This is a genomic window from Hamadaea tsunoensis DSM 44101 (assembly GCF_000428945.1).
Taxonomy (GTDB): domain Bacteria; phylum Actinomycetota; class Actinomycetes; order Mycobacteriales; family Micromonosporaceae; genus Hamadaea; species Hamadaea tsunoensis.
This window is the reverse complement of sequence record NZ_AUAX01000014.1, coordinates 225,458-249,454: the sequence shown is the minus strand read 5'-3', so window position 1 is coordinate 249,454 and position 23,997 is coordinate 225,458. Positions and strand designations below refer to the sequence as shown.

Here is a 23,997-nt window from a genome sequence, read left to right as displayed (position 1 = left end):
TCTTCCTTCTGGTGCGCTGTCGTCAGCTCGCGGAGGGGGACCCCGAGGCCGGGGCGGCCGCGCCGACGGCCTTCTGGATGTCGGCCAACGTCGGGTTGACCTTGGTGCCGTTGACGAACACCGACGGGGTGCCGCTGACGCCTCGGGCGCTCGCCGCGTCCGTGGTGTGCACCGGCCAGGTCATGTACCGGCCGTCCTGTACGCAGGTCGCGAAGGTGTCGGTCAGACCGACATTCTTACCCGTCGCTATCAGCTCGTCGTCGGAGGGTCCGGCACCGCCCTCGGCCGGCTGGTTGCCGTAGAGCGCGTCGTTGTACGCGAGGAACTTGCCCCCGTCCGACGCGCAGCCGGCCGCGGCCGCCGCCCGGGTCGAGTACTGGTTGGTCGACCGGGAGTCCAGGATGGCGATCGGGTGGATCGTCAGTGTGATCTTGTTATCGGTCGCCATCTGCTCGATCTGGCTGCCCGCCGAGTCGTGCAACTGCTTGCAGTAGGGGCACAGGTAATCCTGGTAGATGTCCACCGCCACCGGTCCGGACCCGGTCACGATCCCGTCCTGGCCGGCGTTGGCGTTCGCCGGGGTGTTCCAGGTCGCGGGCTTGTTGCCGGCGTAGATCGCGTACCCGATCATGCCGCCGATCACCAGGACGGCGACGGTGCCGACGGCGATCCACAGGGTCCGCTTACGGCGCTTCTCGCGAGCGATCTGCTCACGCACCATCCTCGCCGTCTGGCGTTGCTCCTGCGCGCGCTTGCTCATCGAACTCTTCCTCCATGTTCACGGGTGGGCCGAGCACCTTGGCATCCAGGGAGAACCTGCTGGAGGGGTACAGGATCAGGAAGATCGCCAAGGCCAGGAACAGCGTGTCGCGCACGATGTCCCACGTGTAGTTGGGTGCCACTCCGACGGGCAGCTGCCCGCCCTTCGAGAAGCAGCCGCAGTCGATGGACAGGCCACGCGCCCAGGCCGAGGCGATGCCCGAAATGAAGATCACCAGGCCGATCGCGGCCAGCCAGGCGGCGAACCTGGTCACCAGGCCGGCCAGCAGCAGCAGACCGATGACGATCTCCACGAACGGCTGCACCGCCCCGACGACCTGGGCGGCCGGCCAGGACATCAGCTGGTACGCGTTGACCGCCCGCGCGCTTCCCGCCAGGTCTGTGATCTTGGAGAGGCCGGCACCCAGGAAGACCGCCGCCAGCGCGAGGCGTACGAGGAGGGAGATCCAGGGTTGGGCAGCCTGCCACCCCGATGCTTTCCGAGGCACGCTCATGTAGTCGCCGTTCCGCCTTCGAAAGTTCCGTCTACGGTGCGCGGACCTACGCGGCCATGGCGCGGGTCACGTCTTCGACCAACTCCGCACGGGCCCGCGCGACACGGGAGCGGATGGTTCCGACCGGAACGGATTCGACCTCGGCGGCCTCGGCGTACGACAGGCCGAGCAGCTGGGTCAGGACGAACGCGCTGCGCCGCTCCTCGGACAGCCGCCCGATCAGCTCGGCCGAGCCGTGCGCGTCGGCGGGATCGGCCGGCCCCGCGGCCAGCACGACCTCGGCGGCCAGCCGCTGCTGCAGGCGCCGGCGGCGGACGACCTGGCGCAGGTGGTCGGCACAGGTCCGGCGGGCGATGCCGAGCAGCCACGTACGCGCCGACGAGCGTGCCTCGAACGACCCGAGCGCCCGGAACGCCCGCAGGTACGTCTCCTGGGCGAGATCGTCGGCGACGCCGGGATCGACGAGCGCCGCGGCCAGGCGCCACACCTCGACCTGGGTGGCCCGCACGAACGCGGCCTCGGCGACGGGATCGCCCGCCCGCGCCCGCAGCGCCCACTGGGTGATGTCGTCGACCGGTGGCTGCACGATCCGAAGACTAACCGGACCGGGGCGGACGGGAACCACACCCCGCCGATGGACGACTATGGCTGCATGAGCACCACCGCATCGTGCGCCGCCGCCCGTGCCGACCTGTCCGCCCGCCTCGACGGCGAGACCACGCTGCTGTCCGCCGGGGTTCTGGACGCGCACCTGGCCGGCTGTGCCGACTGCGCCGGCTGGCTCGCCGGGGCCGAACGCGTCACCCGGCAGGCGCGGCTGCGGTCGGTCGGCGTACCGGATCTGACGGAACGGATCCTGGCGGCGGTGGCGGCAGATCGGAGCGCCACGGCGACCGAGACCGCCGCGGGCGTACGCCGGGTGCTGCGGCTCGCGGTCGGTATCGCCGCCGCCGTGCAGTTCGTGCTCGCCCTGCCGGTGCTCTTCGGCGTGGGCGTCGACCCCCACGCGTCGCGGGAGATGGCCAGCTTCGACATCGCCGTCGCGGTCGGCTTCGCCCTCGCCGCCTGGCGGCCGGACCGGGCGCGGGCCTTCGTGCCGGTCGCGTTCGTGCTGGCCGGCTGCCTCGCCGTGACCAGCGTGCTCGACCTGTCCGACGGCGCCACCCACATCGCCCACGAGGTGGGCCACCTCGCCGCGCTCGCCCAGGCCGGCCTGCTCTGGGCACTCGGCCGGCGTACAGCGACCATCCATCACGAAGGAGTACCGTCAGTGCGCGTGTCGACCCCCTCAGCTTCATGAGCCGCCTGACCCGTACGCTCGCCGCCCTCGCGGCGGGCGTGCTCGCGTTCCTCCTGCTGCCGGCCGTGCCCGCGGCCGCGCACGCCGCGCTGATCTCCACGAACCCGGCCCAGGGTTCGACCGTGCAGACCGCGCCGGCCGAGGTCACCCTGACGTTCTCCGAGTCGATCACACCGGTCCCGGACAAGATCCGCATCACCGCGCCGGACGGCTCGCGCGCCGACCGCGGGACCGCCACCGCCGTGGGCGCGGTCCTGCACATCCCGCTGCGCTCCGACGCGCCGATCGGCACGTACCTGGTGAGCTACCGGATCATCTCGGCGGACACCCATCCGGTCCCCGGCGGCTTCACGTTCAACATCGGCGCGCCGTCCGCGTCCATTCCCACGCCCGACGTGGGCAAGACCGACTCCCTGGTCGCGGTCGCGATCCCCGTCTTCAAATTCCTCGGGTACGCGGGACTGCTGCTGGTCGTCGGGCCGGCGCTGATCCTGCTGCTGCTCTGGCCGCGGCGGCTGGACCGGCGGGCGCCCAAGCGGCTGCTGTTCACGGGGTTCGGCCTCCTCGGCGTGGCGACCGTGATGGGCATCGTGCTCCAGGCGCCCTACGTGAACGGCAAATCGCTGTGGCAGACGACCGGCTCCGACCTCGGTGACGTGATCAATTCGCAGTACGGCGCGGTGATGCTCGCCCGGCTCGGCGTCCTGGTCGTTGCCGCGATCGTGCTGTCGGCCGCGCTGCGGCGGGCCGAGGCGGACGGCGTACCGGTGAAGAGCGACCTCATCGTGCTGGCCGTGCTCGGCGTCCTGGGCGCGGCGACCTGGCCGCTGGTCGGGCACTCGGCCGCCTCGGTCGTGCCGCCGGTCACCGTCGTGGTCGACGCGATCCACGTCGGCGCCATGGCGGTCTGGCTCGGCGGCCTCGTCATGCTCGCGGTGTTCCTGCTGCGTCAGGCGCAGGAGCGGGAACTCGCCGCGATCATGCCGATCTGGTCGCGCTGGGCCACCCTCGCGGTCAGCGCGCTCCTGCTGGCGGGCATCGTGTCGGCGCTCATCGAGATCTCCAGCCTCGACGCGCTCTTCTCCACCACCTACGGCCGGCTCATCCTGGTCAAGATCGCGCTGGTGGCGGCGGTGCTGGGGTTCGCGTACTTCGCGCGGAAATCGGTGCACGACGCGCCGTCCGGGGCCGTGCTGCGCCGCTCGGTACGCGCCGAGATCGCGATCACCGTCGTGGTCCTCGGGGTCTCGTCGGTGCTCACCCAGACGACACCGGCCCGCACCGCCGACAACGTCCCGGCGGCGAGCCAGAGTTCGGCGTACTTCTCCACGACGGCCACCGCCGACCTGTACACCCTGCAGGTCGACTTCGAGCCGGCCAAGGTCGGCGAGAACACGGTGCACCTGTACGCGTACACGAAGGAAGGCAAGCCGCAGAAGGTCCTGGAGTGGGCGGCCACCGCGGCGCTGCCGAGCGGGGGCATCGAGCCGGTGACGATCCCGTTGCTGCCGCTGACCGACAACCACGCGTCCGGGTCGATCCAATTGCCGACAGCGGGCTCGTGGGACATGAAGTTCACCCTCCGCACGACCGACATCGATCAGGAGTCTGTGACGGTGACCGTGCCCATCGGGTAGTCCGCGCGTTGTCCCCCATGGACGACGATGGGGAGACGGGTCATGCGTGTTCTTCGCGTGCTGGTCGGAATGGTGCTGCTGGGCGTCGCCGTGCCCGTACTGCTGGCCGGGGCCCTGGCCTGGTACGCGTTGCAGCACCGCGACGACGCCGGGGCGTTTCGCGCCCCGCTGGAGACCGTGACCCCGGCGGGGTACGCCGTCGTCGTGCCCGACGTCGACGCCCTGCTGCACCGCGACGTCCCGTTCGCCCGGGCCGGCCGGACGACGGTCACCGTCACGGCCGCCGGCGACCCGCAGCGGCGGCCGCTGTTCGTCGGGCTCACCGGTCCGGACGACGCGGCCGCCCTGCTCGCCGGCTCGTCCTACGCCCGGGTCGACGGGGTGACGCTCGGCCGGGGCCCGCTGGACGTGCGTACGCGACTCGTTCCGTCGGCCGCGTCGGCCGGGCTCGGGGCGCCCGACGCGAAACCGATCTGGCTGCGATCCTCGGTGGGCACGCTCACCTTCGACCCGGCGGACTGGCGCGGGCGGGCGGTCGCGCTCGTCGTGATGGCGCCCGACGGCACGCCGATCGACCAGGTCTCCCTGACCACCTCCGTACGCTTCGGCTGGCTCGACTCGACGGCCTGGGGCCTGCTGATCCTCGGCCCGGTGCTGCTGCTGCTCGGCTTCGTCGTCGTCGCCTGGCCGGCCCGCCAGGTGGTGTACGTGGTGACGGCGGCTTCGTCCGCGGCCGAGCGGGCGGCGACCATGCTGAGCTGGGCGGAACTGCCCACTCAGGAGAATCCGGTCGTCGGCCGGGCCGCTGTGCCGGTCCCCGAACAGCCCGCCGGCCCGGGTCCGGCGGACGCGCCCGGGGCGGGATCGATCGCCCGGCCGGGCGGTAGGACCGATACGCCGGGAGTGCGGTTCGTCGGGGCGTCGCCGTTCGGGGCGCCGGAGGACTGGGCGCCGCCGGCCGGGCTGATCGTGACCGTCATGGACGGCGTCGCCTCGGTCGGCGTACCGGGCTCGGGCGCCGGGGTTGGCTTCGACCTCGGCAACCACCCGATGACCTCCGCCGACGCCTCCGCCCCAGACCCCGCCGACGCTCCCGCCCAGCCGGCAAACACCACACCGGACAGCACCACGCCGAAGGGTGCTCAACCGGCCGACACCACGCCGAAGGTTGCCCAGCCGGACGGAGCGGAGGAGGACGGCCCCGGCGACGAGGCGGTCTGGCCACCGGTCGAAAGCATCCAGATCACCCAGCCCGCCCTCGACCTGCCCACCCAGGAGATGCCGGCCCTGTCGGATCTTCCCCGCGTACCCCTCCAGCTCACCGGCCTGGCCGCCCTGGGCCTCGACCCCCGCGGCTAAAGCGCAATCCGGCAGTCCAACGTCTCCCCGCAAGCCCCTGGCCACAAGCCTGTTAACGGCGAGTGGGTCCGCCGCCGGGCGGACCCACTCTCACCGGGGGAACGGTGTAACGGGCGAAGGCCTCCGAGTCCCGTGTGCGTCGGTGTACGGATTCGTCGGTCTTCGTGGGGGACGGAGCCTTGCGCGGGCCTGCCCCTTTCTGCCCGAAAGTCTAGGCTTCGCCGACGTAACGGACAATAGGTCCACTACCGGGGCGATCTTCCGACTCGCCGTGCACCTCGACCTGATGCTCGTCGGTGACCTGCTCTTCCGTACGCGTACGCCGGGGCAGGAGGGATTCGCCGACGGGGATCAGCATCACCAGGACGAGGGACAGCAGCACAAGGGCGTTACGCAGCAGAAACTCCCGCATTCCCGGTGTCGGCCGCTGGGCGACGCCCCAGTCGATGAACGTGTCCACGCCATAGACGGCGATCAACCATGTCGCGAGTGCGCCGGCGCCGAGCCAGAGCCGTCGGGCCGGGTCGCCGCCGACCATGGCGAGGACGAGGGCGGCGATCGCCGGCACGAACCAGTACATGTGGTGCACCCACGTGATCGGGCTGATCAGGCCGGCCGTGAGCCCCGCGATCGCGAGGCCGGTCAGCTCGTCACCGGCGCGTACGGCGATGGCGGCGCGCCATAGGCCGAGGACCGTGACCACCAGGGCGAGGCCCAGCCACAGCTTCTGGTCCGGCGCGTCCGGCGCGGCGAGCCGGCTCAGCAGTCCGTTGATCGACTGGTTGGCCGTGTAGTCGGTGCGGCCGACGCGCGAGGTGTCCCAGAGCGCCGACAGCCAGAAGTCGCGGCTCGCGTTCGGGGCGACCAGCGCGGCGAGCAGCGTCGCCCCGGCCGCGGTGCCGGCCGCCACGGCGGCTTCCCGGAACCGCCGGGTCACCAGCAGGTACACGATGAACAAGCCGGGCGTCAGCTTGATCGCGGTCGCGAGCCCGATCCCGATCCCCGCGAAGCGGCTGCCGCGGGGCACGAGCACCAGCAGGTCGAGCAGGATCAGCGCGACGAGGAACATGTTGATCTGTCCGAACGCGAGCGTCGTGCGGATCGGCTCGATCAGGAAGACCACGGGCAGCGCGAGGCCCAGCGCGTACCACCGGGGGATGCTCAGGCGCCGCGCGAGCGGTGCGGTGACCCACCAGGTCGTCAGCCCGACGCAGGCGATGGTTCCCAGGGTGACCACGGCGAAGCTGGCGCCGAGGGGCAGCATCCCGAGCGGCGCCAGCAGCAGCGCGGCGAACGGCGGGTAGGTGAAGTAGAGGCTGCCCTGCAGCGCGTCGGGCTGGGCGTAGTCGTAGAGCTCGTGCCCGGCCAGCCAGAACTTCTCCGCGCTGATGTAGATCCGCAGGTCGAACAGGTGCTGCGGATGAAACAGCCAGCGCCAGGCGAACCAGCCGGCGACCAGCGCCACCGCGACCGTGGCGAGCCGCCGGATCAGCGTCGACATGAGCATGCGGCCACCGTAGTCGGAGGCGTCGTAGGCTGTTCCAATGGCTGCTGATCTCCTGGTGTGGGTCGATTGTGAAATGACCGGTCTGTCCCTCGCGTCCGATGCGCTGATCGAGGTCGCGGCGCTGGTCACCGACCCCGAGCTGAACGTACTGGGCGACGGTGTGGACGTGGTGATCCACGCCGAGGACGCCCAGCTCGACGGCATGCTCGACGTCGTCCGCGACATGCACGCGAAATCCGGCCTCACCGACGAGGTACGCCGATCGACCGTCACGGTACGCGAGGCGGAGGACCTGGTGATGGAGTACGTCACCCAGTTCGTGCCGGACATGCGTACGGCGCCCCTGTGCGGGAACTCGATCGCGACGGACCGCGGCTTCCTCGCCCGGGACATGCCGAAGTTCGACAGCCACCTGCACTACCGGATGATCGACGTCTCCTCGATCAAGGAGCTGTGCCGGCGCTGGTACCCGCGGGTGTACTTCGGCCAGCCGCAGAAGGGGCTCGCCCACCGGGCGCTGGCCGACATCAAGGAGAGCATCCGCGAGCTGAAGTACTACCGGCAGACGATCTTCGTGCCGCTGCCCGGCCCGGATGTGGAGACCGCCCGGGAGATCGCCGCCACGCTGTGAGCCAACCCGGTTTACAGGAGGTGCTCCCCGACCGCTATCATTGGTCGGTCGCCGCGCGATGCGCGGCGTCGTGACGGTCGTGTAACGGCGGCCGTGGAGCATGGTGGTCGTAGCTCAGCTGGTAGAGCACCGGGTTGTGGTCCCGGGGGTCGCGGGTTCGAGTCCCGTCGATCACCCCATGTGAAAGGAGCCTCCGCGATCTGCGGAGGCTCCTTTTCTTACTCCCCAAGCCTTCCCGGGCCGGCTATCCCGAGTACGCGGACCAGCTGAGGTTCCAGTCCGTCCAGCCGTTGCCGTCGCGCAGCTTCCGCTCGGTCCCCTTGGTGATCACCGGGTCCCCGACGCTGGTGATCCCGAAGAGCCACTCGGCGTTCTCCGGCGACACGTTGATGCAGCCGTGCGAGACGTTCCGGCTGCCCTGCTGCTCGACCGACCACGGTGCCGAGTGGATGAACTCGCCGCCCCAGGTGAGCCGCTGCGCCCAGTCGATCGGCGTACGGTAGCCGTTCTCCGGGCCCAGTTCGGCGAAGGTGTCGAAGATCGTGTGGGCCAGCTTCTCGATGATCACGGTCGTCCCGCTGGACGAGGGCGTGCTGGGCTTGCCGAGGCTGATCGGCATCGTGCGCAGCAGCCTGCCGTCGCGGGTCACGGTCATCGTCTTGGTGGCGTTGTCGGCGACCAGGACGACGGCCGGCCCGATCGTGACGTCGTCGAGGCGTACGTCGGCAGAACCGTAGTAGCCGTTGCCGAGATCGAGCCCGCCGACCGCCGCGCGTACGCCGATCTGCGTACCGGGTCGCCAGAACTCCTTCGGCCGGTAGTGCAGCTGCGTACCGGACTGCCAGTGCCAGGCGCCCTCCTGGGCGGGGGAGGCCGTCACGGTGAGCCGCTTCTCGACGGCGGCCCGCTTCGCGGCCGGCACCGACCGGCTGAACGTGAACATCAGCGGCATCGCGACGCCCGGCCTCGCCCCGTCGCCGAGGAAGCTCGACAGCCGGATCGTCTTGGCCGGCTTCGCCATCGTGGTGAACGTGTGCCGCGCCGAGACGGGTTTGCCGTCCGTACCGCCGGCCGTGATCGTCACCGTGTACGCGGTCGCGTACGCGAGGGTCTTCGCGGGGACCCAGGACGACAGGTCGGGCCGGTCCTCGCCCGGGATCAGCTCACCGGCCGCCGACCTCAGCTCGACCCGGGCGCCGACCGCGTCCCGCAGCGCGTACGTGATCTCGGCCGCGGCCGGCACGCCCTGCGCGTCGGGGCCGGGCGAGGTGATCGCGACCGAGGGTCCGTCGGCCTTCGGCGGGGTTTCCTGCGTGCGGGTGCAGGCGGCCAGGCCGAATCCGGCGGCGCCGGCGAGGCCGAACCCGGCGAGCAGTCGGCGGCGGTGGATCGGTCGAGCCATGGAACGCGTACCCCCTCAAGATCGAGCCCACCCATGGTGCCGCACAAAAGCCGCCGATCCCATGATCGACGGCTTTTGCGATATAGCTAACGAAATAGCCTACGAAAGAGCCTACGAAATAGCCGACGAAGCGGCCGAGGCGCAGGTCACGAGTGTGTCGGCTCCGGCGCCGCGGCGGCCGCCTGCGACGGGACCGGGGACGGCGACGGCGGCTTCGGCTTCGGCTTCGGATACGGCTCGTACGCGTTCGCCAGCGCGACGTCCGAGGTCACCGGGATCGCGCTGCCGGCGATGAACGTCTTCCAGTCCATGTCCCAGTCCGTCCAGCCGTTGCCCGGGGCCAGCTTCACCTCGGTGCCGCTGACGGTGACCGGCGTACCGACCTTCATGACGGTGAACAGCCAGGCCGCGTTGTCCGGGCCGACGTTCACGCAACCGTGCGAGACGTTGGTGTAGCCCTGGTCGCCGACCGACCACGGCGCCGAGTGGATGAACTCGCCGCCCCAGGTCAGGCGCTGGGCGTAGTCGACCTCGGCCACGTAGCCGCCCGCCGGGTCGTTCCGGGTGTCGAAGGTGGTGTGGTAGTCCTGCTCCATCACGACCATGTGGCCGCTGGAGGAGGGCGTACTCGCCTTGCCGAGGCTCACCGGCATCGTCCGCAGCAGCTGGCCGTTGCGGTAGACCTGCATCTGCTTGGGCGCGTTGGTCACCTTCACCTCGACCCGGTCCTTCGCGATCGAGACGTTGGCGATCTTGTCCTCGTCGCCGTAGTACCCATCGCCGAGCGGCTGCCCCTTCAACGCCAGCCGTACGCTCAGCTTCGTCCCGGTCTGCCAGTAGGTCGCCGGGCGGTACTGGACCTGCGTACCGCTGAACCAGTGCCAGGCGCCGACCTGCGGCGGATCGCTGGTGACGAAGAACCGCTTCTGGACGGCCGCCCGCATCGACACGGGCACGTCCCGCACGAACTCCACCGGCACGGGCATGCCGATGCCGTACTGCTGGCCGCTGAACAGGTAGAAGCCGACGCCCTCCAGGTTCGCTGGCTCGGCCATCGTCGTGAAGCCGACCTTCTGGGTCGTCTTGTGGAACCGGCCGCCGACGGCCGTCACGGTCGCGGTGTAATGCTGCTTGTACTGCAGCGGCACGCTGGGCACCCACGAAGAGGCGTCGGGGCGCAGTACGCCGGGAACCTCCTTGCCGGCGGCGTCCACCACCGACACGCCGTCGACCGAGCCGCCGGTGACCTTCAGCCCGATCTCCGAGCTGACGAGCACGTTGGACGCGTGGTCGGCCGGGGTCACCGAGATCTGGATCGGCGCCTCCGGCGCCGGAGCCGGGCTCTCGGCCGCCTTCGGCTTGCTGCTCGTGCAGGCGGACATCGCCAGCGCGGCGGCCGCGGCGACGGCCACGATCGCAGGTAACTTTCTCATCGTCGCCTCCTCTGTCCCTATCGTGCCGCATGTGGAGGTATCTGTGCGGCTATAACGTGAATGCCGCATTCGGGCATTTTCTGGCGACCGGCGTGTCGCCCCACGCCACCCCGCCCCGCCGCCCGGTGGGCCTGGCTCCTTGATCCCGTTTGGATCAGGTAAATCACCCGAATCAAGGCCCAAGATTCGGGTGAAAACCCTGATCCAAACGGGATCAAGGAGTCGACGGGCGGCGGGCGGCGCGGGTGAAGAGAGGGGGTCGCGCACAATGGACGCCGTGGCCACGTTCCCGGTGACGCCGCCTGAGCGCTACCGCCTCCTCGAACCCGTCGGCGAGGGCGGCAGTTCCGTCGTGTGGCGCGGCTACGACGAGGTGCTGCGCCGGCCGGTCGCGGTCAAGGTGCTCGCCGCCCGGCTGGCCGCGGATCCTGCCGTGCGGCGCGCGGTCCGGCGCGAGGCCCAGCTGGCGGCGCAGCTCGCCCATCCGCACGTCGCCCGCGTCTACGACTACGGCGAGACCGAGGTCGACGGCGAGCCCGTCTGCTTCGTCGTCATGGAGCTGGTCGAGGGGCATTCGCTGGCTCGCGAGCTGGCGGCGGGCCCGCTCCCGGTGCCGCTCGCGCTGCGGATCGCCGGGGAGACCGCCGACGCCCTGGCCGCCGCGCATGCCCTCGGCCTCGTGCACTGCGACGTCACCCCGGCGAACATCCTGCTGGGCGCGGTCGGCGTACAGGTGACGGACTTCGGGATCTCGACGACCGCCGGGTCCGTCCACACGCGACTGCTCGGCACGCCCGGCTTCGTCGCGCCCGAGCGGCGCCAGGGGCAGCCGGCCCTGCCTGCGTCCGATGTGTACAGTCTCGGCCGCGTCGTCCGCGAGATGGTGGGGGATCAACCCCTCCCGGCGCCGGTCGCCCGCCTCGCGGAACGCTGTCTCGCCACCGATCCCGCGGCCCGCCCGACCGCCGCCGAACTCGCCGCCGCGCTGGCCGGGCCGCGCGTACCGCTGGCGGTCCGGTCGTTGCCGGCCGCGATCGCCAACCCCACCCGCCTGCTCACCCCGGTCCGCCGCCCGGTCGGCCGTTGGTTCGCGCTCGCCGCCGTGCTCGTCCTGGTCGCCGCCGCCGCGTTCTACGGCCTTTCCCCCAGGAGTACGCCGGAAGCAGCCGGCCCGACAGCCGGTCCGATCGCGACCGCCGGCCCGAGTCCGGTGCCGCCGCCGGAGCCGTCGTGCACCGTCGCGTACCGGGTGACGTCGGATTGGGAGGGCGGATTCGGGGCGTCGATCGCTGTGCGGACGACGCGGGAATCCCTGTCGGGCTGGACGCTCACGTTCACGTTCACCGGCGACGAGCAGGTGCAGCAGGGCTGGGACGGCGAGTTCAGCCAGTCCGGCCGCACGGTCACCGTACGCGACAAGGGCTACAACGCCTCGGTCGCGCCGGACAAGCAGGTGGGCATGGGATTCAACGGCAGCGTGCACGACCACGCGACCGGGCCGGCGGGGTTCACGCTCAACGGGGAGCCGTGCGTGAACCCCTGATCCGGGCTACTCGGCGGCGCCGACGTACTCCCGCAGGTGCTCGGCCGTCAGGGACTTCGCGGAATCGAGCAGTGCTCTCGGCGTACCGCTGAAGACCACCGTGCCCCCGTCGTGGCCGGCGCCCGGCCCGAGGTCGATGATCCAGTCGGCGTGCGCCATGACGGCCTGGTGGTGCTCGATGACGATGACGGTGTTGCCGGCGTCGACGAGCCGGTCGAGCAGCGTGAGCAACTGCTCGACGTCGGCGAGGTGCAGGCCGGTGGTCGGCTCGTCGAGGACGTAGACGGCGGCCTTGGCCGCCATGTTGATGGCGAGCTTGATCCGCTGGCGCTCGCCGCCCGAGAGGGTGGTGAGCGGCTGGCCGAGGCTGATGTAGCCCAGGCCAACGTCGGCGAGCCGGTCGAGGATGCTCCGGGCGGCCTTCTCGGTGAAGAACTCGCGAGCCTCCGCCACGGGCATTGCGAGGACGTCGGCGATGTTCTTGCCCCGCAACCGGTACGCGAGCACCTCGGCGGTGAACCGCTTGCCCTCGCACTCCTCGCAGACGGTCGCGACGGAGGCCATCATGGCGAGATCGGTGAAGGTCAGGCCGATGCCCTTGCAGACCGGGCAGGCGCCCGCGGAGTTCGCGCTGAACAGGGCCGGTTTGACCCCGTTGGCCTTGGCGAACAGCGTACGGATGGGATCGAGCAGGCCGGTGTAGGTGGCCGGGTTGCTGCGCCGGGAGCCCCGGATCGCGCTCTGGTCGGCGACCACGAGATCGTCGCGGGCCGGCAGGCAGCCGTGGATCAGGGAGCTCTTGCCCGACCCGGCCACCCCCGTCACCACCGTCAGTACGCCGAGCGGCACGTCCACGTCGACGCCCCGCAGGTTGTGCAGCTTCGCCCCGCGGATCTCGATCTGCCCGGACGGCGTACGCGGACGGTCGCGCAGCCGCGCCTTGTAGCCGAGGTGCCGCCCGGTCAGCGTGCCCGACTCCCGCAGGCCCGCGAGGTCGCCGGTGTAGCAGATCCGGCCGCCGTCGCGCCCCGCACCCGGCCCGAGGTCGACGACATGGTCGGCGATCACGATCGTCTCTGGCTTGTGCTCGACGACGAGAACCGTGTTCCCCTTGTCCCGCAACCGGATCAGCAGATCGTTCATCCGCCGGATGTCGTGCGGGTGCAGCCCGACCGTCGGCTCGTCGAAGATGTAGGTCACGTCGGTGAGGCTGGAACCCAAGTGGCGCACCATTTTCACCCGCTGCGCCTCGCCGCCGGAGAGCGTACCGGACTCGCGGTCCAGGCTCAGGTAGCCCAGGCCGATCTCGACCAGCGAGTCCAGGGTCTCCAGCAGCGTCGCGACCAGCGGCCGCACCCCCGGCCCGTCGATCGACCGGACCACCTCGGCCAGGTCGCTGATCTGCATCGCCGAGCAGTCCGCGATCGAGTACCCGCCGATCTTCGAGGCCAGGGCAGCCGGGTTGAGCCGCGTACCGCCGCACGCCGGGCAGGTCGCGAAGGTGGCCACGCGCTCGATGAACGCCTTGACGTGCGCCTGCGAGGGTTCCTTGTCCTTGCTGAGGAACACCCGCTGCACCTTGACGGCGAGCCCCTCGTAGGTGGTGTTGATCCCCTTCGTCTTCACCTTGGTCGGCGGCTTGTGCATGAAGTCCGCCCACTCCTGCTCGGTGTAGTCCTTGAGCTTCTTGTCCGGGTCGAGGAAGCCGGACTCCGCGAACGACTGCCAGTACCAGCTGTCCACCTGGAAGCTCGGGGCCAGGATCGCGCCCTCGTTGAGCGACTTCTCCCTGTCCACCAACGCGTCTTCGTCCAGCGCCGAGACCCGGCCCAGCCCTTCGCACTTCGGGCACATCCCGGCCGGATCGTTGAAGCTGAAGGCGCGCTGCGTACCGGCCGCCGGGGCGCCGAGCCGGCTGAAGATGATCCGCAGCATCGTGTACGCGTCCGTCGCCGTCCCCACCGTCGAGCGGGCGTTGGCGCCCATCCGTTCCTGGTCGACGACGATCGCGGCGCTCAGATTGCGCAGCTCCTCCACGTCGGGGCGGGGGATGTTCGGCATGAACAGCTGCACGAAGGCGGTGTAGGTCTCATTGATCAGGCGCTGCGACTCGGCCGCGATGGTGCCGAAGACGAGCGACGACTTCCCCGAACCCGAGACGCCGGTGAAGACCGTCAGCCGCCGCTTCGGAATGTCGAGCGAGACGTCCTGGAGGTTGTTCTCCCGGGCCCCGCGTACCTCGATCACGTCGTGGGTGTCCGCTGCGCGAAGATTCATGTCTCCATTGTTTCATTGAAGCTCCTGTAGGCTCTTGGCCGCGAAGGAGCGCTGGCCTGGGCTTTGTGGCGGGCGGAAAGTCTCAAATCGACAGGTAGACTGGCCGGGTGCGGATCGCCGACCTCGCCCGCCAAGCCGGCCTCTCGGTCCAGCAGATCCGCAATTACGTGGACGAGGGCCTGCTGCCGCCGGTCGACCGCACCCCGAGCGGCTACCGGATCTTCACGCCGAGGCACGCCGCGGCGCTCACCACCGTCCGCGCTCTGGCCGAAGGGCACGGATGGGAGCGGACGCGTACGGTCATGCGGGCCGTCCACGCCGCCGACCTGGACAAGGCGCTGGCCGCGATCGACGCCGGGCACGCGGAGCTCGACCGCGAACGCGCCGGGATCGCCGCCGTCCTCGGCGCTTTCGACTCCCTGGTCTCCCTGCCGTCCGACCGTCCGGGCCGACCGCTGCGCATCGGCGCGGTGGCACGGCAACTGGGCGTACGCCCATCGGCCCTGCGCCTGTGGGAGGAGCGCGGACTGCTGCGGCCGGTCCGGCAGCCGGGGACGGCGTACCGCCTCTACGATCCGGCCGAGGTACGCAACGCGCGCATCGTGGTGCTGCTCCGCAAGGGCAACTATCCGCTGTCCATCGTCGAAGCGGTCATGACGGAACTGCGCACGACCGGGAGCCCGGGCCGCGTACGCGCGGAGCTGTACCGCCGCGAGCAGGAGGTACGCCGCCGCAGCCTGGCGCTCCTGCGCGGAACGGCCGCCCTCGCCGCCTACCTGCCCGGCGAGATCGGGCCGTGACGATCCCGCCGACGGTGCTTCAGGAATCGGGCTGGTCGCGGTGCTTTTCGAGTTCGGACAGGACCCAGCGGGCCCAGTCGGCTTGGAGCTGGAAGTAGCGCAGGCCGAACTCGGCGGCGAACCGGGCGTAGCCCGGGCCGGCGTCCGCCGGCGTGTGCTTCTCGATGTCGCTGATCGCCTGGCGCAGTTCGGCGACCTCCTGCTCACTGGCCGCCGCCATGTTCTCGGTCAGTACGCGGGTGTCCGCGAGGTCCAATGAGGACAGCATGAACAGCCGGAGCACGAACTCGTTGCGGGGCGGGGTGTCGCCGACCGGGCTGAACATCCAGCGGCGCAGTTCGGCGCGGCCCTCGTCGGTGATGCCGTAGGTCTTGCTGCCGCGGGCGCCCTCGTCGACGACCCCGACGAGGCCGTCGCCCATCATCCGCTTCAGTTCGGGATAGATCTGGCTGTGGCCGGCGCTCCAGGCGTAGCCGGACAGCGTCTGGTCGAACCGTTTGGTCAGGTCGTACCCGGTCTGCGGGCTGTCCGCGAGCAGTCCCAGTAGAGCGTGGCGCAGCGACATGGCTTCCTCCTGGTCCGTAGCGTACCTGACGACTTTGACATGTTGGTGTTGACATGTCGAACACGACATGTCAGTCTCGTCATATGCAGAACGACATCCCGAGCTACACGGCTCCGGTGCCCGACGAGATCAGCGCGGTCGACCTGACCGTGACCGGGACGCTGCCGGCCGAGCTGGCCGGCCGGTACTTCCGCAACGGGCCCAACCCCCGGCCGGGCGAGCGCGCGCCGCACTGGTTCATCGGCGCCGGCATGCTGCACGGCGTACGCATCGCGGACGGGCGGGCCGAGTGGTACCGCAACCGCTGGGTGCGCTACGCGGAGCACGAGGGCCCGGCCAACACGTCGGTGCTGTCCCACGCCGGCCGCCTGTACGCGCTGGTCGAGACGCAGCCGCCGGTGGAGATCGACCGGGAGCTGGCGACCGTCGGCCGGTGCGACTTCGACGGCCGGCTGACCACGGCGATGACCGCGCATCCGAAGACCGACCCGGACACCGGTGAGCTGTTCTTCTTCGGCTACGGCGCGCGGGCGCCCTTCCTCACCTACCACCGGCTGTCGGCCGACGGGAAGCTCGTCGAGAGCCGGGAGATCGAGGTGCCCGGGCCGACGATGATGCACGACTTCGCGATGACGCGGAACCACATCGTGTGGCTGGACCTGCCCGTCGTCTTCGATCTCGACCTGGTCGGCAAGACGATGCCCTACCGGTGGAGCGACGCGTACGGGGCGCGGATCGGGGTCATGCCGAAGGCGGGCGGGCCCGTCCGGTGGTACGACGTGGAGCCCTGCTACGTCTTCCACGTCGGCAACGCCAGCGAGGACGCCGAGGGCCGGGTGGTCCTGGACGCCGTCCGCTACGACCGCGCCGCCTGGATGGGCACCTGGACGGAGATCGGCGGCCGGGCCGAGGAGTCGGCGCGGAGCACCAGCCGCCTGTACCGCTGGACGCTCGACCCCGCCGCCGGCGTACGCGAGGAGCAGCTCGACGACCGGCGGATCGAGTTCCCCACCCTCAACGACGCGTTCGTGGGCAAGAACCACCGATACCTGTACGCGGTCAGCGCCGACACGGTCGTCAAGTACGACGGCCGCGGCGGAGCGCAGACGGCCGACTCCCTCGGTGCCGGCTGGCACGTCGGGGAGGCGGTGTTCGTCGCCGGCCGCAACGGTACGGCCGAAGACGACGGCTGGCTGATATCGATCGCGACGCACGACCGTCCGGAGACCCCGTCGCGGCTGCTCGTGCACGACGCCACCGACCTCGCCGCGGGTCCTGTCGCGACGGTGCACCTGCCGCGGCGCGTACCGGCGGGGTTCCACGGGGCGTGGATCGCCGACGGCGACGACACCATGATCGGAAATACTGAGCGCACGGAAATCCTGGGGGAGAAGCGATGAACAAGAATTCGGTCGGACCCGCTGCCATCCTGATGTCGCTGCTGTGGGACGTCGGCCTGTCGCTGGGCGCGTACTTCGTGGCGCACTGGCTCGGCGCGGACGACTACGTGGCCCTGCTGGCAGGCTCGGTCGTCGCCCTGCTGCGCGTCCTCTACGTGGCGGTACGCGCCCGCCGGTTCGACGTGTTCGCCGGCGTCATGGTGGGTGTGTTCGCCATCGGCCTGCTGCTCTCGTTCCTCACCGGCGATGCCAAGTTCCTGCTGGTCAAGGAATCCTTCGCGACTTTCGCGGCGGGGGCGGCGTTCCTGGTCAGCCTGGTCGTCGGCAAGCCGCTGATCTACCACGCGGCGCTGCGGATGAAGGAGGGCCGGCCCGAGGAGATCGCGGACTTCGAGAACAAGTGGGCGACGGTCCCCGCGTTCCGGCGCAACTTCCGGCTCATGTCGGGGGTGTGGGGTGTCGCTCTGGTCGCCGACGCGGTCGTGCGTATCCCGGTCGTCCTGCTGCTGCCGACCTCCGCGGCCGTCACAGCGTCGAGCGTGATGTTCATCGGGGTCATGGTGCTGACGTCGATCTGGAACGGCTGGTTCGTCCGGCGGATCCAGGCCCGCGCCGCGGCCCAGGAGCAGGCCGGACGGGTGTCGGTCAGCGCCTGACCGGATCGGCGGAGGAACGAAGGCGCCCGGCGATCGGGGGCCTTCGTTTCGTGCCGGGCACGGGCAGGCGGGGCGGGTCGATCCGCCAGACGGCCCAGTACGGCTTGCCGGTGCCCACGAGGTGGAAGCCGTACTTCGCGCCGTTCCAGTACGCCGGAGTGCCCGGCGCGTAGTAGCCGACGACGACCCGGGTCCCGGCCGACGGGCGGTCGGCGAAGGTCGCGACGGGCGACCAGTTCACCTCGCGCTGGACGTTGCGCAGTTCCCACCAGACCACACCCGAGTGCACCGCGACGGTGTCGCCGGGGCGTACGCCGAGGTCGGCCAGGGGCGGCTGCGGCAGGCTCGCGTTCATCATCGGTACGCTGATCAGCCGGGCGGTCGCCGGGATCATGACGGCCTGGACGGCGATCACGAGTCCCAGCACCACACCGATGTACGCCGGCCGCCGCCGGCCGCGCAGCAGCCAGACCGCGGCGACCGTGCCGATCGCGCCGAGGCCGAGGGCCGTCGCCCGCAGCGGCCGCAGCGTCGTCCAGCCGTCGGTGAGCAGGCTGAGCTCGGGGGAGTCGAACGGATAGAACCCCGGAAGCATCGACCCGGTACGCATCCGCCACGCCACCAGGGCGCCGCCGCCGACCACGAGCAGCACCGCGCCGGCGAGGACGCCGAAATGGCGGCGTACCGGGGGTGTGATCGCGGCGATGCCGGCCAGCATCCAGAACGGCCCGAACACGTGCACGTAGCGGGCATAGGCGAGGTAGTTCATCCGGTTCGCCCCGACACTCTGCAGCACACCCGCGCTGAGCAGGGCGATCCCGACCGTGGCGAGCGCCGCGACCAGCATGACCGCCATCGCGGTCCGGTCGCGGTGGCGCCACATCGGTATGGCCGCCATCCCCAGGGCCGTCAGGCCGAAGCCGGCGACCGCGAGGTACCAGAGCTGGCCGGTCGCCGACAGTCCCGTCGCCGCCAGCCCGGCCGCCGTCGTCGCGTGCTCCACGTCGGACCCGTCCGGGCTGACCCCGCCCAGCCGCATACCGTCGCCCAGCACCGTGACGAGCATCGAGTTCAGCAGCACTCCACAGGCCGCCGCGGCAGCCGAGAAGAGGATCGGCGCCGTCAGCCGCTTCCCGCGTACCGCCAGAAGGAGCAGCACCGAGGCGTGGAGTGCGATCACCACCAGGCCGCGGACGTGGATCAGATAGGCCAGGCCCGCCGCGGCGCCCGCGAGGGCCGCGGCGGCCGCCGACCGGGGCCGGCCGAGCAGGGCGTGCAGCGCGAGCAGCCAGGCCAGGAAGACCGGCGCGAGCACCGCGTCGGTCAGCGCGAAGCCCGCGTAGAAGGCCACCGCGGGCATGCTCGCGGCGGCCGCGGCGCCCAGCAGCGCGAGCGGCTGGCGCCAGCCGAACATCCGCCTGCCCATCGAGTACGCGAGGAGAAAAGTGGTCGCGTTCACCACGGCGTTGAGCACCTGCACGGCGCGGTAGGCGATCGCGGGGTCGTTCGTGAACGCGTAGACCGGCGAGATCAACAGCGGGTACCCGACCCGGCGGAAGAGCTCGTTCTCGCTGGTGTCGCCGCCGACGCCGGTGCTGAGGGCCCGCGCCGTGAGCAGGTACGAGTCCTCGTCGGCGCGGATTGTGGGGGATGTCATATGCCGCACGCTCCACACCCGCCAGGCGACGTTCAGTGCATACCCGCCGAGGAGGAGAACCGGCCACCATGCGCGTAACGGGGGGTGCGGATGCCGTATCGCCCTGCGTACGACCACCGGTCGGTCGATCGTGCTGCTGTGTGCCATCGCTCCCCACGTTCCTCGCAGGATCCGGGTGAAAAGCTATCATTCTCCTCACCGACCGACTTTGCGGACAAGCGTCCGCGCTCGATCTTCGCCCGTACACGAATCGGACATGCCCTATGCTGCTGCGACGAGGCACCACGCCGAACCCGACCTCGGCGCTTCCGGCGACATCCACGTGTCGACCGTGCCCCGCCCCCGCAGCATCAGGAGTAGCAGCATGACCACGTCGCAGGCGCCGGCGATCCACGAGCCCCTGCCGCCGGATCCCCGCACCGCGCCCTCCCGCCACTGGCGGGGCCGACTCGCCGCCCTGGTCGACTGGCTGCTCGTCGCGTGCGCGGGCGCGGTCCTGTACTTCGGCCAGACGCACACCGTCTACGGCGACGCGGTGTGGCGGCGGATCTCCCTGGTCGACCTGCTCAAGAACCACACGCTCGACCGCCACCCGTACTCGCTGGTCGGCCCGATCTTCTCGGCCCCGCTGTGGGAGATCGACCCGAAGCTCATCGCGTACTACAACTGCATCGTGGCCGCCGTCGCCTTCACGTGCGCGTGGCTGCTGCTGCGGGGGCGTACCGAGCGGGTGGTCGCGCGGCACTTCATCCTGCTGTGCCTGGCCGCCAGCATGATCGCCCCGGCGCTCGGCAGCTACTACGGCGAGATGTTCACCGTCGCCGGCCAGGGTGTCGGCCTGCTGGCCGTGGTCCGGCGGGGCGACACGCGCCGGGACAAGCTGATCCGGGCCGCCGGCTGGGTCGCGGTGGTCCTCGGCACCGCCAACACGCCTGCCTCGCTGCCTGCCCTCGCGCTCGTCACGCTCGCCTGGGCCTGGCGCAACCGCCGCCTGCGCTACGGCTTCGCCGCGGCCGCCGCCGCCCTCATGATCTGGGGCGAGGCCTGGCTGCGCCGCGGCAGCCCGTTCGACAGCGGCTACGAGGTCTTCCACCTGCCCAACAACACCCCGATGCCGTACGTCGGCGTGGGCGGCTTCTCGTACCCGTTCTTCTTCGGGTTCATCTCGATCATCTTCAGCTTCGGCAAGGGCATCGTCTGGTTCATCCCCGGCCTCGTCCTGCCCGCCCGCCGCCGGCTCGCCCAGTTCGGCGCCGAACTGGGGGAGGCGTACCGGTTGTGGATGTTCCTGGTCGCCGGCCTCGTCGTGCTGTACTCCTCCTGGTGGGCCTGGCACGGCGCCTGGTTCTGGGGTCCCCGCTTCTTCCTCGCCGGCATCCTTCCGGCAGCCGCCGCCCTCGCCGCCTGCCTCGCCGACCGGGCCGCCCGGCCGCTGGTCAACCTGGCCACGCTCGGCGTACTCGCGCTCAGCTGCTGGGTGGGGGCCAACTCGCTGATGTGGGGCCACGACCTGCCCAAGCTCTGCCAGGACAACGAGTACCAGCTTGAGCACATGTGCCACTACACGCCCGAATACAGCTCGCTCTGGTGGCCGCTGGTGCACCACCTGCCGCTGCCGCGCCACGGCGTACTGATCGCCGGGTTCTATCTGGTCGTGTTCCTGCGGCTGGGAGTGCCGGTGGCCGGGCGCCTGCTGCGGCAGGCCCGGGAGTGGGCCGCGTCCGGGGCGATCGAGCTGCGCGCCTGGCGGATCTAGCGGAGAAAGGGCGGGCCCCATGGGACCCGCCCTTCGCGTCGCCGCCTCAGGAGGCGATGGACCAGAGCTGGCAGGTGTTGTTGAGCCACATCCACATCTGCACCTTGGTGCCGTTCGCGGTGCCGCAGTTCTGGTCGTCGAGGACCATGCCGCTGTTCTCGACGACGAGTTCGTAGCGGCCGTTGCCGGCGGGGATGACCGCCCACTGCTGGCAGTTGTTGCCGAGCGACTGCCACAGGTCGGTCGCCGTGCCGAGCGCCAGGCCGCAGTTGACGGCGTCGAGCACCTTGCCGGCGTTGACGTTCGTGAGCGTCCATTTGTTCGCGCCGACGCTGGTGAACTTCCACTGCTGGCACGTGTTGCCCAGCGCCTGCCAGACGTCGAGCGCGGTGCCGTTGGCCGTGCCGCAGTTGACCGCGTCGAGCACCTTGCCGCTGGCGAGGTTGGTCAGCCGGTACGTCGAGCCGCTCACCGGGAACGTCACGCTCTTGGCGTACCCGACCGAGACGACGTTCGACTGCACCGAGTTCTCGGTGGCGTCCGACGGGTACCCGCTGGTCATGACGCCCTCGAAGAACGAGCCGACCGAGCCGTTGCTGTTGTCGCCGCCGATGCCCAGGATGATCGCGCCCTGCTTGGTCATCGGAATGTAGCCCGACTGCGTCGGCAGCGAGCCGTTGTACCGGGTGGACAACCCGCCCGACTGCGCGTTGCCGTCCTTGATCGCGTACGTCGAGGTGCCGTTGTTCTTGGTCATGGCCGTGACGAAGGCGCTGTTGCGACCGGTGTTCGCGGTGTTCGAGCCGTTGCCGCCGGCGAACAGGCCGTTCTCCAGGTCGGCCATGACCTTCGGGTTGGACCCGCTGCACGGCGAGAACCAGCAGAGGGTGCCGAAGTAGATGGCGTCCATGTCACCGTTGCCGGTGTCGTTGTTGCTGGTCTCGGCGTTGCCGTAGTCGAAGCAGCACCGGTTGTTGACGTGCGTGCCCTCGGTCACCATGTACAGGCCCTCGGGGTGGCTGCCGGTGGCGACGCCGTTGGTCGCGTTGTTGCGGTAACCGTTGCCCGCCGAGATGTAGACGCCGTACACCTTGTGGCCGCCGGCCGTCACGGGCAGCGCCGCGGCGTTCGCACCCTGGTCACCGGTCGGGTTGGCGCCCCCGCCCGGCGCGATCGTGAGGTCGTTGTGGTGCGAGGTCTGGTCGTAGATCCGCACGATCGTGCAGTAGGTGCCGGAGCAGAACGAGTCTTGGGCGGCCGCGTTCGCGTACCCGCCGGCGCTCAGCACGCCGATGTTCGTCGTCGCACCGTCCGACCAGCGCCGCACCTGGTAGAGCGATCCGCTGTAGGCGCCGAACAGCGCGCGGGTCGTGCTGTGGGCGGCCACGCAGGGCGTACCGCCGCTCGCGTAGATGTCGCAGGGCAGGGTGCCGGCCGCGTTCGCCGTGCCCGCCCCCGCGATGAGCGTCGTGGCGGCGAGCGCCGCGGTGGCGCCGGCCGCGAGGACCGCGCGCCACGAGGAGCGCCAGCGCTGCAGACCCATGAGAGACCTTTCCCGTACGCAGTGGCAGCGGCCCGGGCGGCCGACGCCGAGAGATCATTTGTGTGAACGTTAACAACGATTCTCGGGAATGTTGCCGCGATGTCAAGAGCGAACGCCCACTTCACCCGATGGATCAGATCAATCATCTTGACGGATCTGTATGTTAGCGCTAACACTGTCCCGACCGGGCCGAGACCGGCGCCGGTGCCTGTTACGCCCAGACAGGGAGGCACTCATGAGGAAAACCGTCGCGCTCGCGGCCGTCCTGGTCGCGATCGCCGGCTCCACGGCTCTTCCGGCCCCGGCCGGTGCGGCGACCTATCCGAATCCGGGAACGGTGACCGGCAGTGTCGGCGTACACGACCCGGGCATCGTCAAGCGGACCGACGGGACGTACCTGATCCCCTACACCGGCAACAACATCGTGCTGAAGACGTCGAGCGATCGCACCGCGTTCCGCGACGCCGGCGCCGCCTTCCCGGGCGGGGCGCCGTGGACGACCGCGTACACCGGCGGCAGCGCGTCACTGTGGGCGCCGGACATCTCCTACCGGGGCGGGAAGTACCTGATGTACTACGCGGCCTCGACGTTCGGCTCCAACCACTCGGCGATCTTCCTCGCGACCAGCACCACCGGAAACCCCGGCACGTGGACCAACAACGGCCTGGTGATCGAGTCGAACACCGCGAACAACTACAACGCCATCGACCCGAACCTGTACGTCGACCCGTCCGGGCGCTGGTGGCTGACCTTCGGCTCGTTCTGGTCCGGCATCCAGCAGATCGAGCTGAGTCCGAGCACGGGCAAACCGCTGAACGGCACCATCCGGAACGTCGCCGGTCGCGGCGGCGGCCCGATCGAGGCCCCCTTCCTGTTCAAGCACGGCTCGTACTACTACCTCTACGTTTCGTTCGACTACTGCTGCCGAGGGGCCGCCAGCACGTACCGGATCATGGTCGGCCGCGCGACGAGCCCCAACGGGCCGTTCGTGGACAAGAACGGGACCCGGATGACCTCGGGCGGCGGATCGGAGATCCTCGCCGGGCACGGTGCCTACCACGGTCCGGGCGGGCAGTCCGTCTTCACCGACAGCGACGCCGACGTGCTGGTCTACCACTACTACAACGACCAGGGCGCGTCGCGGCTGGGCATCAACCTGCTCGGCTACGACTCGGCGGGCTGGCCGTACGTGTACTGAGCCCCTCCTTGGCGCCTCCCGGGCCCTGGCAACCCGGTACGCGCGGCCGGAGTTCTGAT

The 23,997-nt window shown here is 70.4% G+C and carries 20 protein-coding genes and 1 tRNA gene; 11 read left to right on the top strand and 10 right to left on the bottom strand.

Annotated elements, in window-relative coordinates:
* Nucleotides 1-22: 22 nt before the first annotated feature.
* From G401_RS0120470 to G401_RS0120460, 3 genes are read right to left on the bottom strand one after another with little or no spacing between them, the layout of a single operon-like run.
* Nucleotides 23-760, bottom strand: a complete 738-nt coding sequence (locus G401_RS0120470; protein WP_027343967.1) for a DsbA family protein — start codon at nucleotides 758-760, stop codon at nucleotides 23-25.
* Nucleotides 711-1,274 carry a DoxX family protein gene (locus G401_RS47130; protein ID WP_051366911.1) on the bottom strand — a complete coding sequence of 188 codons (564 nt, stop codon included), beginning with the start codon at nucleotides 1,272-1,274 and terminating at the stop codon, nucleotides 711-713. The genes G401_RS0120470 and G401_RS47130 overlap by 50 nt, the downstream gene beginning before the upstream one ends.
* Nucleotides 1,275-1,320: 46 nt before the next feature.
* Nucleotides 1,321-1,860 carry a sigma-70 family RNA polymerase sigma factor gene (locus tag G401_RS0120460; RefSeq protein WP_027343966.1) on the bottom strand — a complete coding sequence of 180 codons (540 nt, stop codon included), beginning with the start codon at nucleotides 1,858-1,860 and terminating at the stop codon, nucleotides 1,321-1,323.
* A gap of 66 nt (nucleotides 1,861-1,926) precedes the next feature.
* Here G401_RS0120460 and G401_RS53020 point away from each other — a divergent pair, with 66 nt between their 5' ends.
* Genes G401_RS53020 through G401_RS53015 form a run of 3 tightly spaced genes read left to right on the top strand, consistent with a single transcriptional unit; the run spans nucleotide 1,927 to nucleotide 5,570 of the window.
* Entirely contained in the window at nucleotides 1,927-2,574 is a 648-nt protein-coding gene (locus tag G401_RS53020) for a zf-HC2 domain-containing protein (protein ID WP_169734222.1), read from the top strand.
* The gene (locus G401_RS0120450) at nucleotides 2,571-4,211 is read left to right on the top strand and encodes a copper resistance CopC/CopD family protein (protein WP_027343965.1); all 1,641 of its coding nucleotides are present in this window, start codon (nucleotides 2,571-2,573) and stop codon (nucleotides 4,209-4,211) included. The genes G401_RS53020 and G401_RS0120450 overlap by 4 nt, the downstream gene beginning before the upstream one ends.
* Before the next feature lie 42 nt (nucleotides 4,212-4,253).
* Entirely contained in the window at nucleotides 4,254-5,570 is a 1,317-nt protein-coding gene (locus tag G401_RS53015) for a hypothetical protein (protein ID WP_157545974.1), read from the top strand.
* Nucleotides 5,571-5,781: 211 nt separating this feature from the next.
* Here G401_RS53015 and G401_RS47115 read toward each other — a convergent pair whose 3' ends face one another.
* Nucleotides 5,782-7,077 (bottom strand): glycosyltransferase 87 family protein, encoded by a 1,296-nt coding sequence (locus G401_RS47115; protein ID WP_064741808.1) that lies wholly within the window; start codon nucleotides 7,075-7,077, stop codon nucleotides 5,782-5,784.
* A gap of 37 nt (nucleotides 7,078-7,114) precedes the next feature.
* Here G401_RS47115 and orn point away from each other — a divergent pair, with 37 nt between their 5' ends.
* Together orn and G401_RS0120430 are read left to right on the top strand one after the other, a co-directional pair.
* Nucleotides 7,115-7,708: an oligoribonuclease gene (gene orn / locus G401_RS0120435; RefSeq protein ID WP_084557411.1), complete on the top strand. Its 594-nt coding sequence runs from the start codon at nucleotides 7,115-7,117 to the stop codon at nucleotides 7,706-7,708.
* A 103-nt stretch (nucleotides 7,709-7,811) separates the two neighbouring features.
* A tRNA-His gene (locus tag G401_RS0120430) sits at nucleotides 7,812-7,887 on the top strand.
* A 65-nt stretch (nucleotides 7,888-7,952) separates the two neighbouring features.
* Here the strand turns inward: G401_RS0120430 and G401_RS47110 are convergent.
* Entirely contained in the window at nucleotides 7,953-9,110 is a 1,158-nt protein-coding gene (locus G401_RS47110) for a L,D-transpeptidase (protein WP_051366908.1), read from the bottom strand.
* Between the two features lie 146 nt (nucleotides 9,111-9,256).
* The gene (locus G401_RS0120420) at nucleotides 9,257-10,543 is read right to left on the bottom strand and encodes a L,D-transpeptidase (protein ID WP_027343963.1); all 1,287 of its coding nucleotides are present in this window, start codon (nucleotides 10,541-10,543) and stop codon (nucleotides 9,257-9,259) included.
* Nucleotides 10,544-10,820: 277 nt separating this feature from the next.
* Here G401_RS0120420 and G401_RS53010 point away from each other — a divergent pair, with 277 nt between their 5' ends.
* Nucleotides 10,821-12,086, top strand: a complete 1,266-nt coding sequence (locus G401_RS53010) for a protein kinase domain-containing protein (protein WP_169734221.1) — start codon at nucleotides 10,821-10,823, stop codon at nucleotides 12,084-12,086.
* Between the two features lie 6 nt (nucleotides 12,087-12,092).
* Here G401_RS53010 and G401_RS0120410 read toward each other — a convergent pair whose 3' ends face one another.
* A complete protein-coding gene (locus tag G401_RS0120410; RefSeq protein ID WP_027343962.1) occupies nucleotides 12,093-14,363 on the bottom strand; it encodes an ATP-binding cassette domain-containing protein in 2,271 nt (756 codons plus the stop codon).
* Between the two features lie 107 nt (nucleotides 14,364-14,470).
* Between G401_RS0120410 and G401_RS0120405 the strand changes: the two genes are divergently transcribed.
* On the top strand, nucleotides 14,471-15,163 hold the full coding sequence (locus G401_RS0120405) for a MerR family transcriptional regulator (RefSeq protein WP_027343961.1): 693 nt from the start codon (nucleotides 14,471-14,473) through the stop codon (nucleotides 15,161-15,163).
* Between the two features lie 19 nt (nucleotides 15,164-15,182).
* Here the strand turns inward: G401_RS0120405 and G401_RS0120400 are convergent, their stop codons facing one another.
* Nucleotides 15,183-15,728: a PadR family transcriptional regulator gene (locus G401_RS0120400; protein ID WP_027343960.1), complete on the bottom strand. Its 546-nt coding sequence runs from the start codon at nucleotides 15,726-15,728 to the stop codon at nucleotides 15,183-15,185.
* 83 nt (nucleotides 15,729-15,811) lie between these two features.
* Here G401_RS0120400 and G401_RS47100 point away from each other — a divergent pair, with 83 nt between their 5' ends.
* Both G401_RS47100 and G401_RS47095 read left to right on the top strand, forming a co-directional pair.
* Nucleotides 15,812-17,128 carry a carotenoid oxygenase family protein gene (locus tag G401_RS47100; protein WP_051366906.1) on the top strand — a complete coding sequence of 439 codons (1,317 nt, stop codon included), beginning with the start codon at nucleotides 15,812-15,814 and terminating at the stop codon, nucleotides 17,126-17,128.
* Nucleotides 17,125-17,784: a VC0807 family protein gene (locus tag G401_RS47095; protein WP_051366905.1), complete on the top strand. Its 660-nt coding sequence runs from the start codon at nucleotides 17,125-17,127 to the stop codon at nucleotides 17,782-17,784. Before G401_RS47100 ends, G401_RS47095 begins: the two co-directional genes overlap by 4 nt.
* On the opposite strand, the gene G401_RS53005 is transcribed toward G401_RS47095, so the two are convergent.
* Nucleotides 17,774-19,441 (bottom strand): hypothetical protein, encoded by a 1,668-nt coding sequence (locus G401_RS53005; protein ID WP_051366904.1) that lies wholly within the window; start codon nucleotides 19,439-19,441, stop codon nucleotides 17,774-17,776. The two genes, G401_RS47095 and G401_RS53005, sit on opposite strands and share 11 nt — an antisense overlap.
* A gap of 256 nt (nucleotides 19,442-19,697) precedes the next feature.
* On the opposite strand from G401_RS53005, the gene G401_RS0120380 reads away from it, so the two are divergent.
* Nucleotides 19,698-21,197 carry a hypothetical protein gene (locus G401_RS0120380; RefSeq protein ID WP_157545971.1) on the top strand — a complete coding sequence of 500 codons (1,500 nt, stop codon included), beginning with the start codon at nucleotides 19,698-19,700 and terminating at the stop codon, nucleotides 21,195-21,197.
* A 46-nt stretch (nucleotides 21,198-21,243) separates the two neighbouring features.
* Here the strand turns inward: G401_RS0120380 and G401_RS0120375 are convergent, their stop codons facing one another.
* On the bottom strand, nucleotides 21,244-22,740 hold the full coding sequence (locus tag G401_RS0120375; protein WP_027343958.1) for an arabinofuranosidase catalytic domain-containing protein: 1,497 nt from the start codon (nucleotides 22,738-22,740) through the stop codon (nucleotides 21,244-21,246).
* Between the two features lie 235 nt (nucleotides 22,741-22,975).
* Between G401_RS0120375 and G401_RS0120370 the strand changes: the two genes are divergently transcribed.
* A complete protein-coding gene (locus tag G401_RS0120370) occupies nucleotides 22,976-23,938 on the top strand; it encodes an arabinan endo-1,5-alpha-L-arabinosidase (RefSeq protein WP_027343957.1) in 963 nt (320 codons plus the stop codon).
* Nucleotides 23,939-23,997 lie beyond the last annotated feature (59 nt).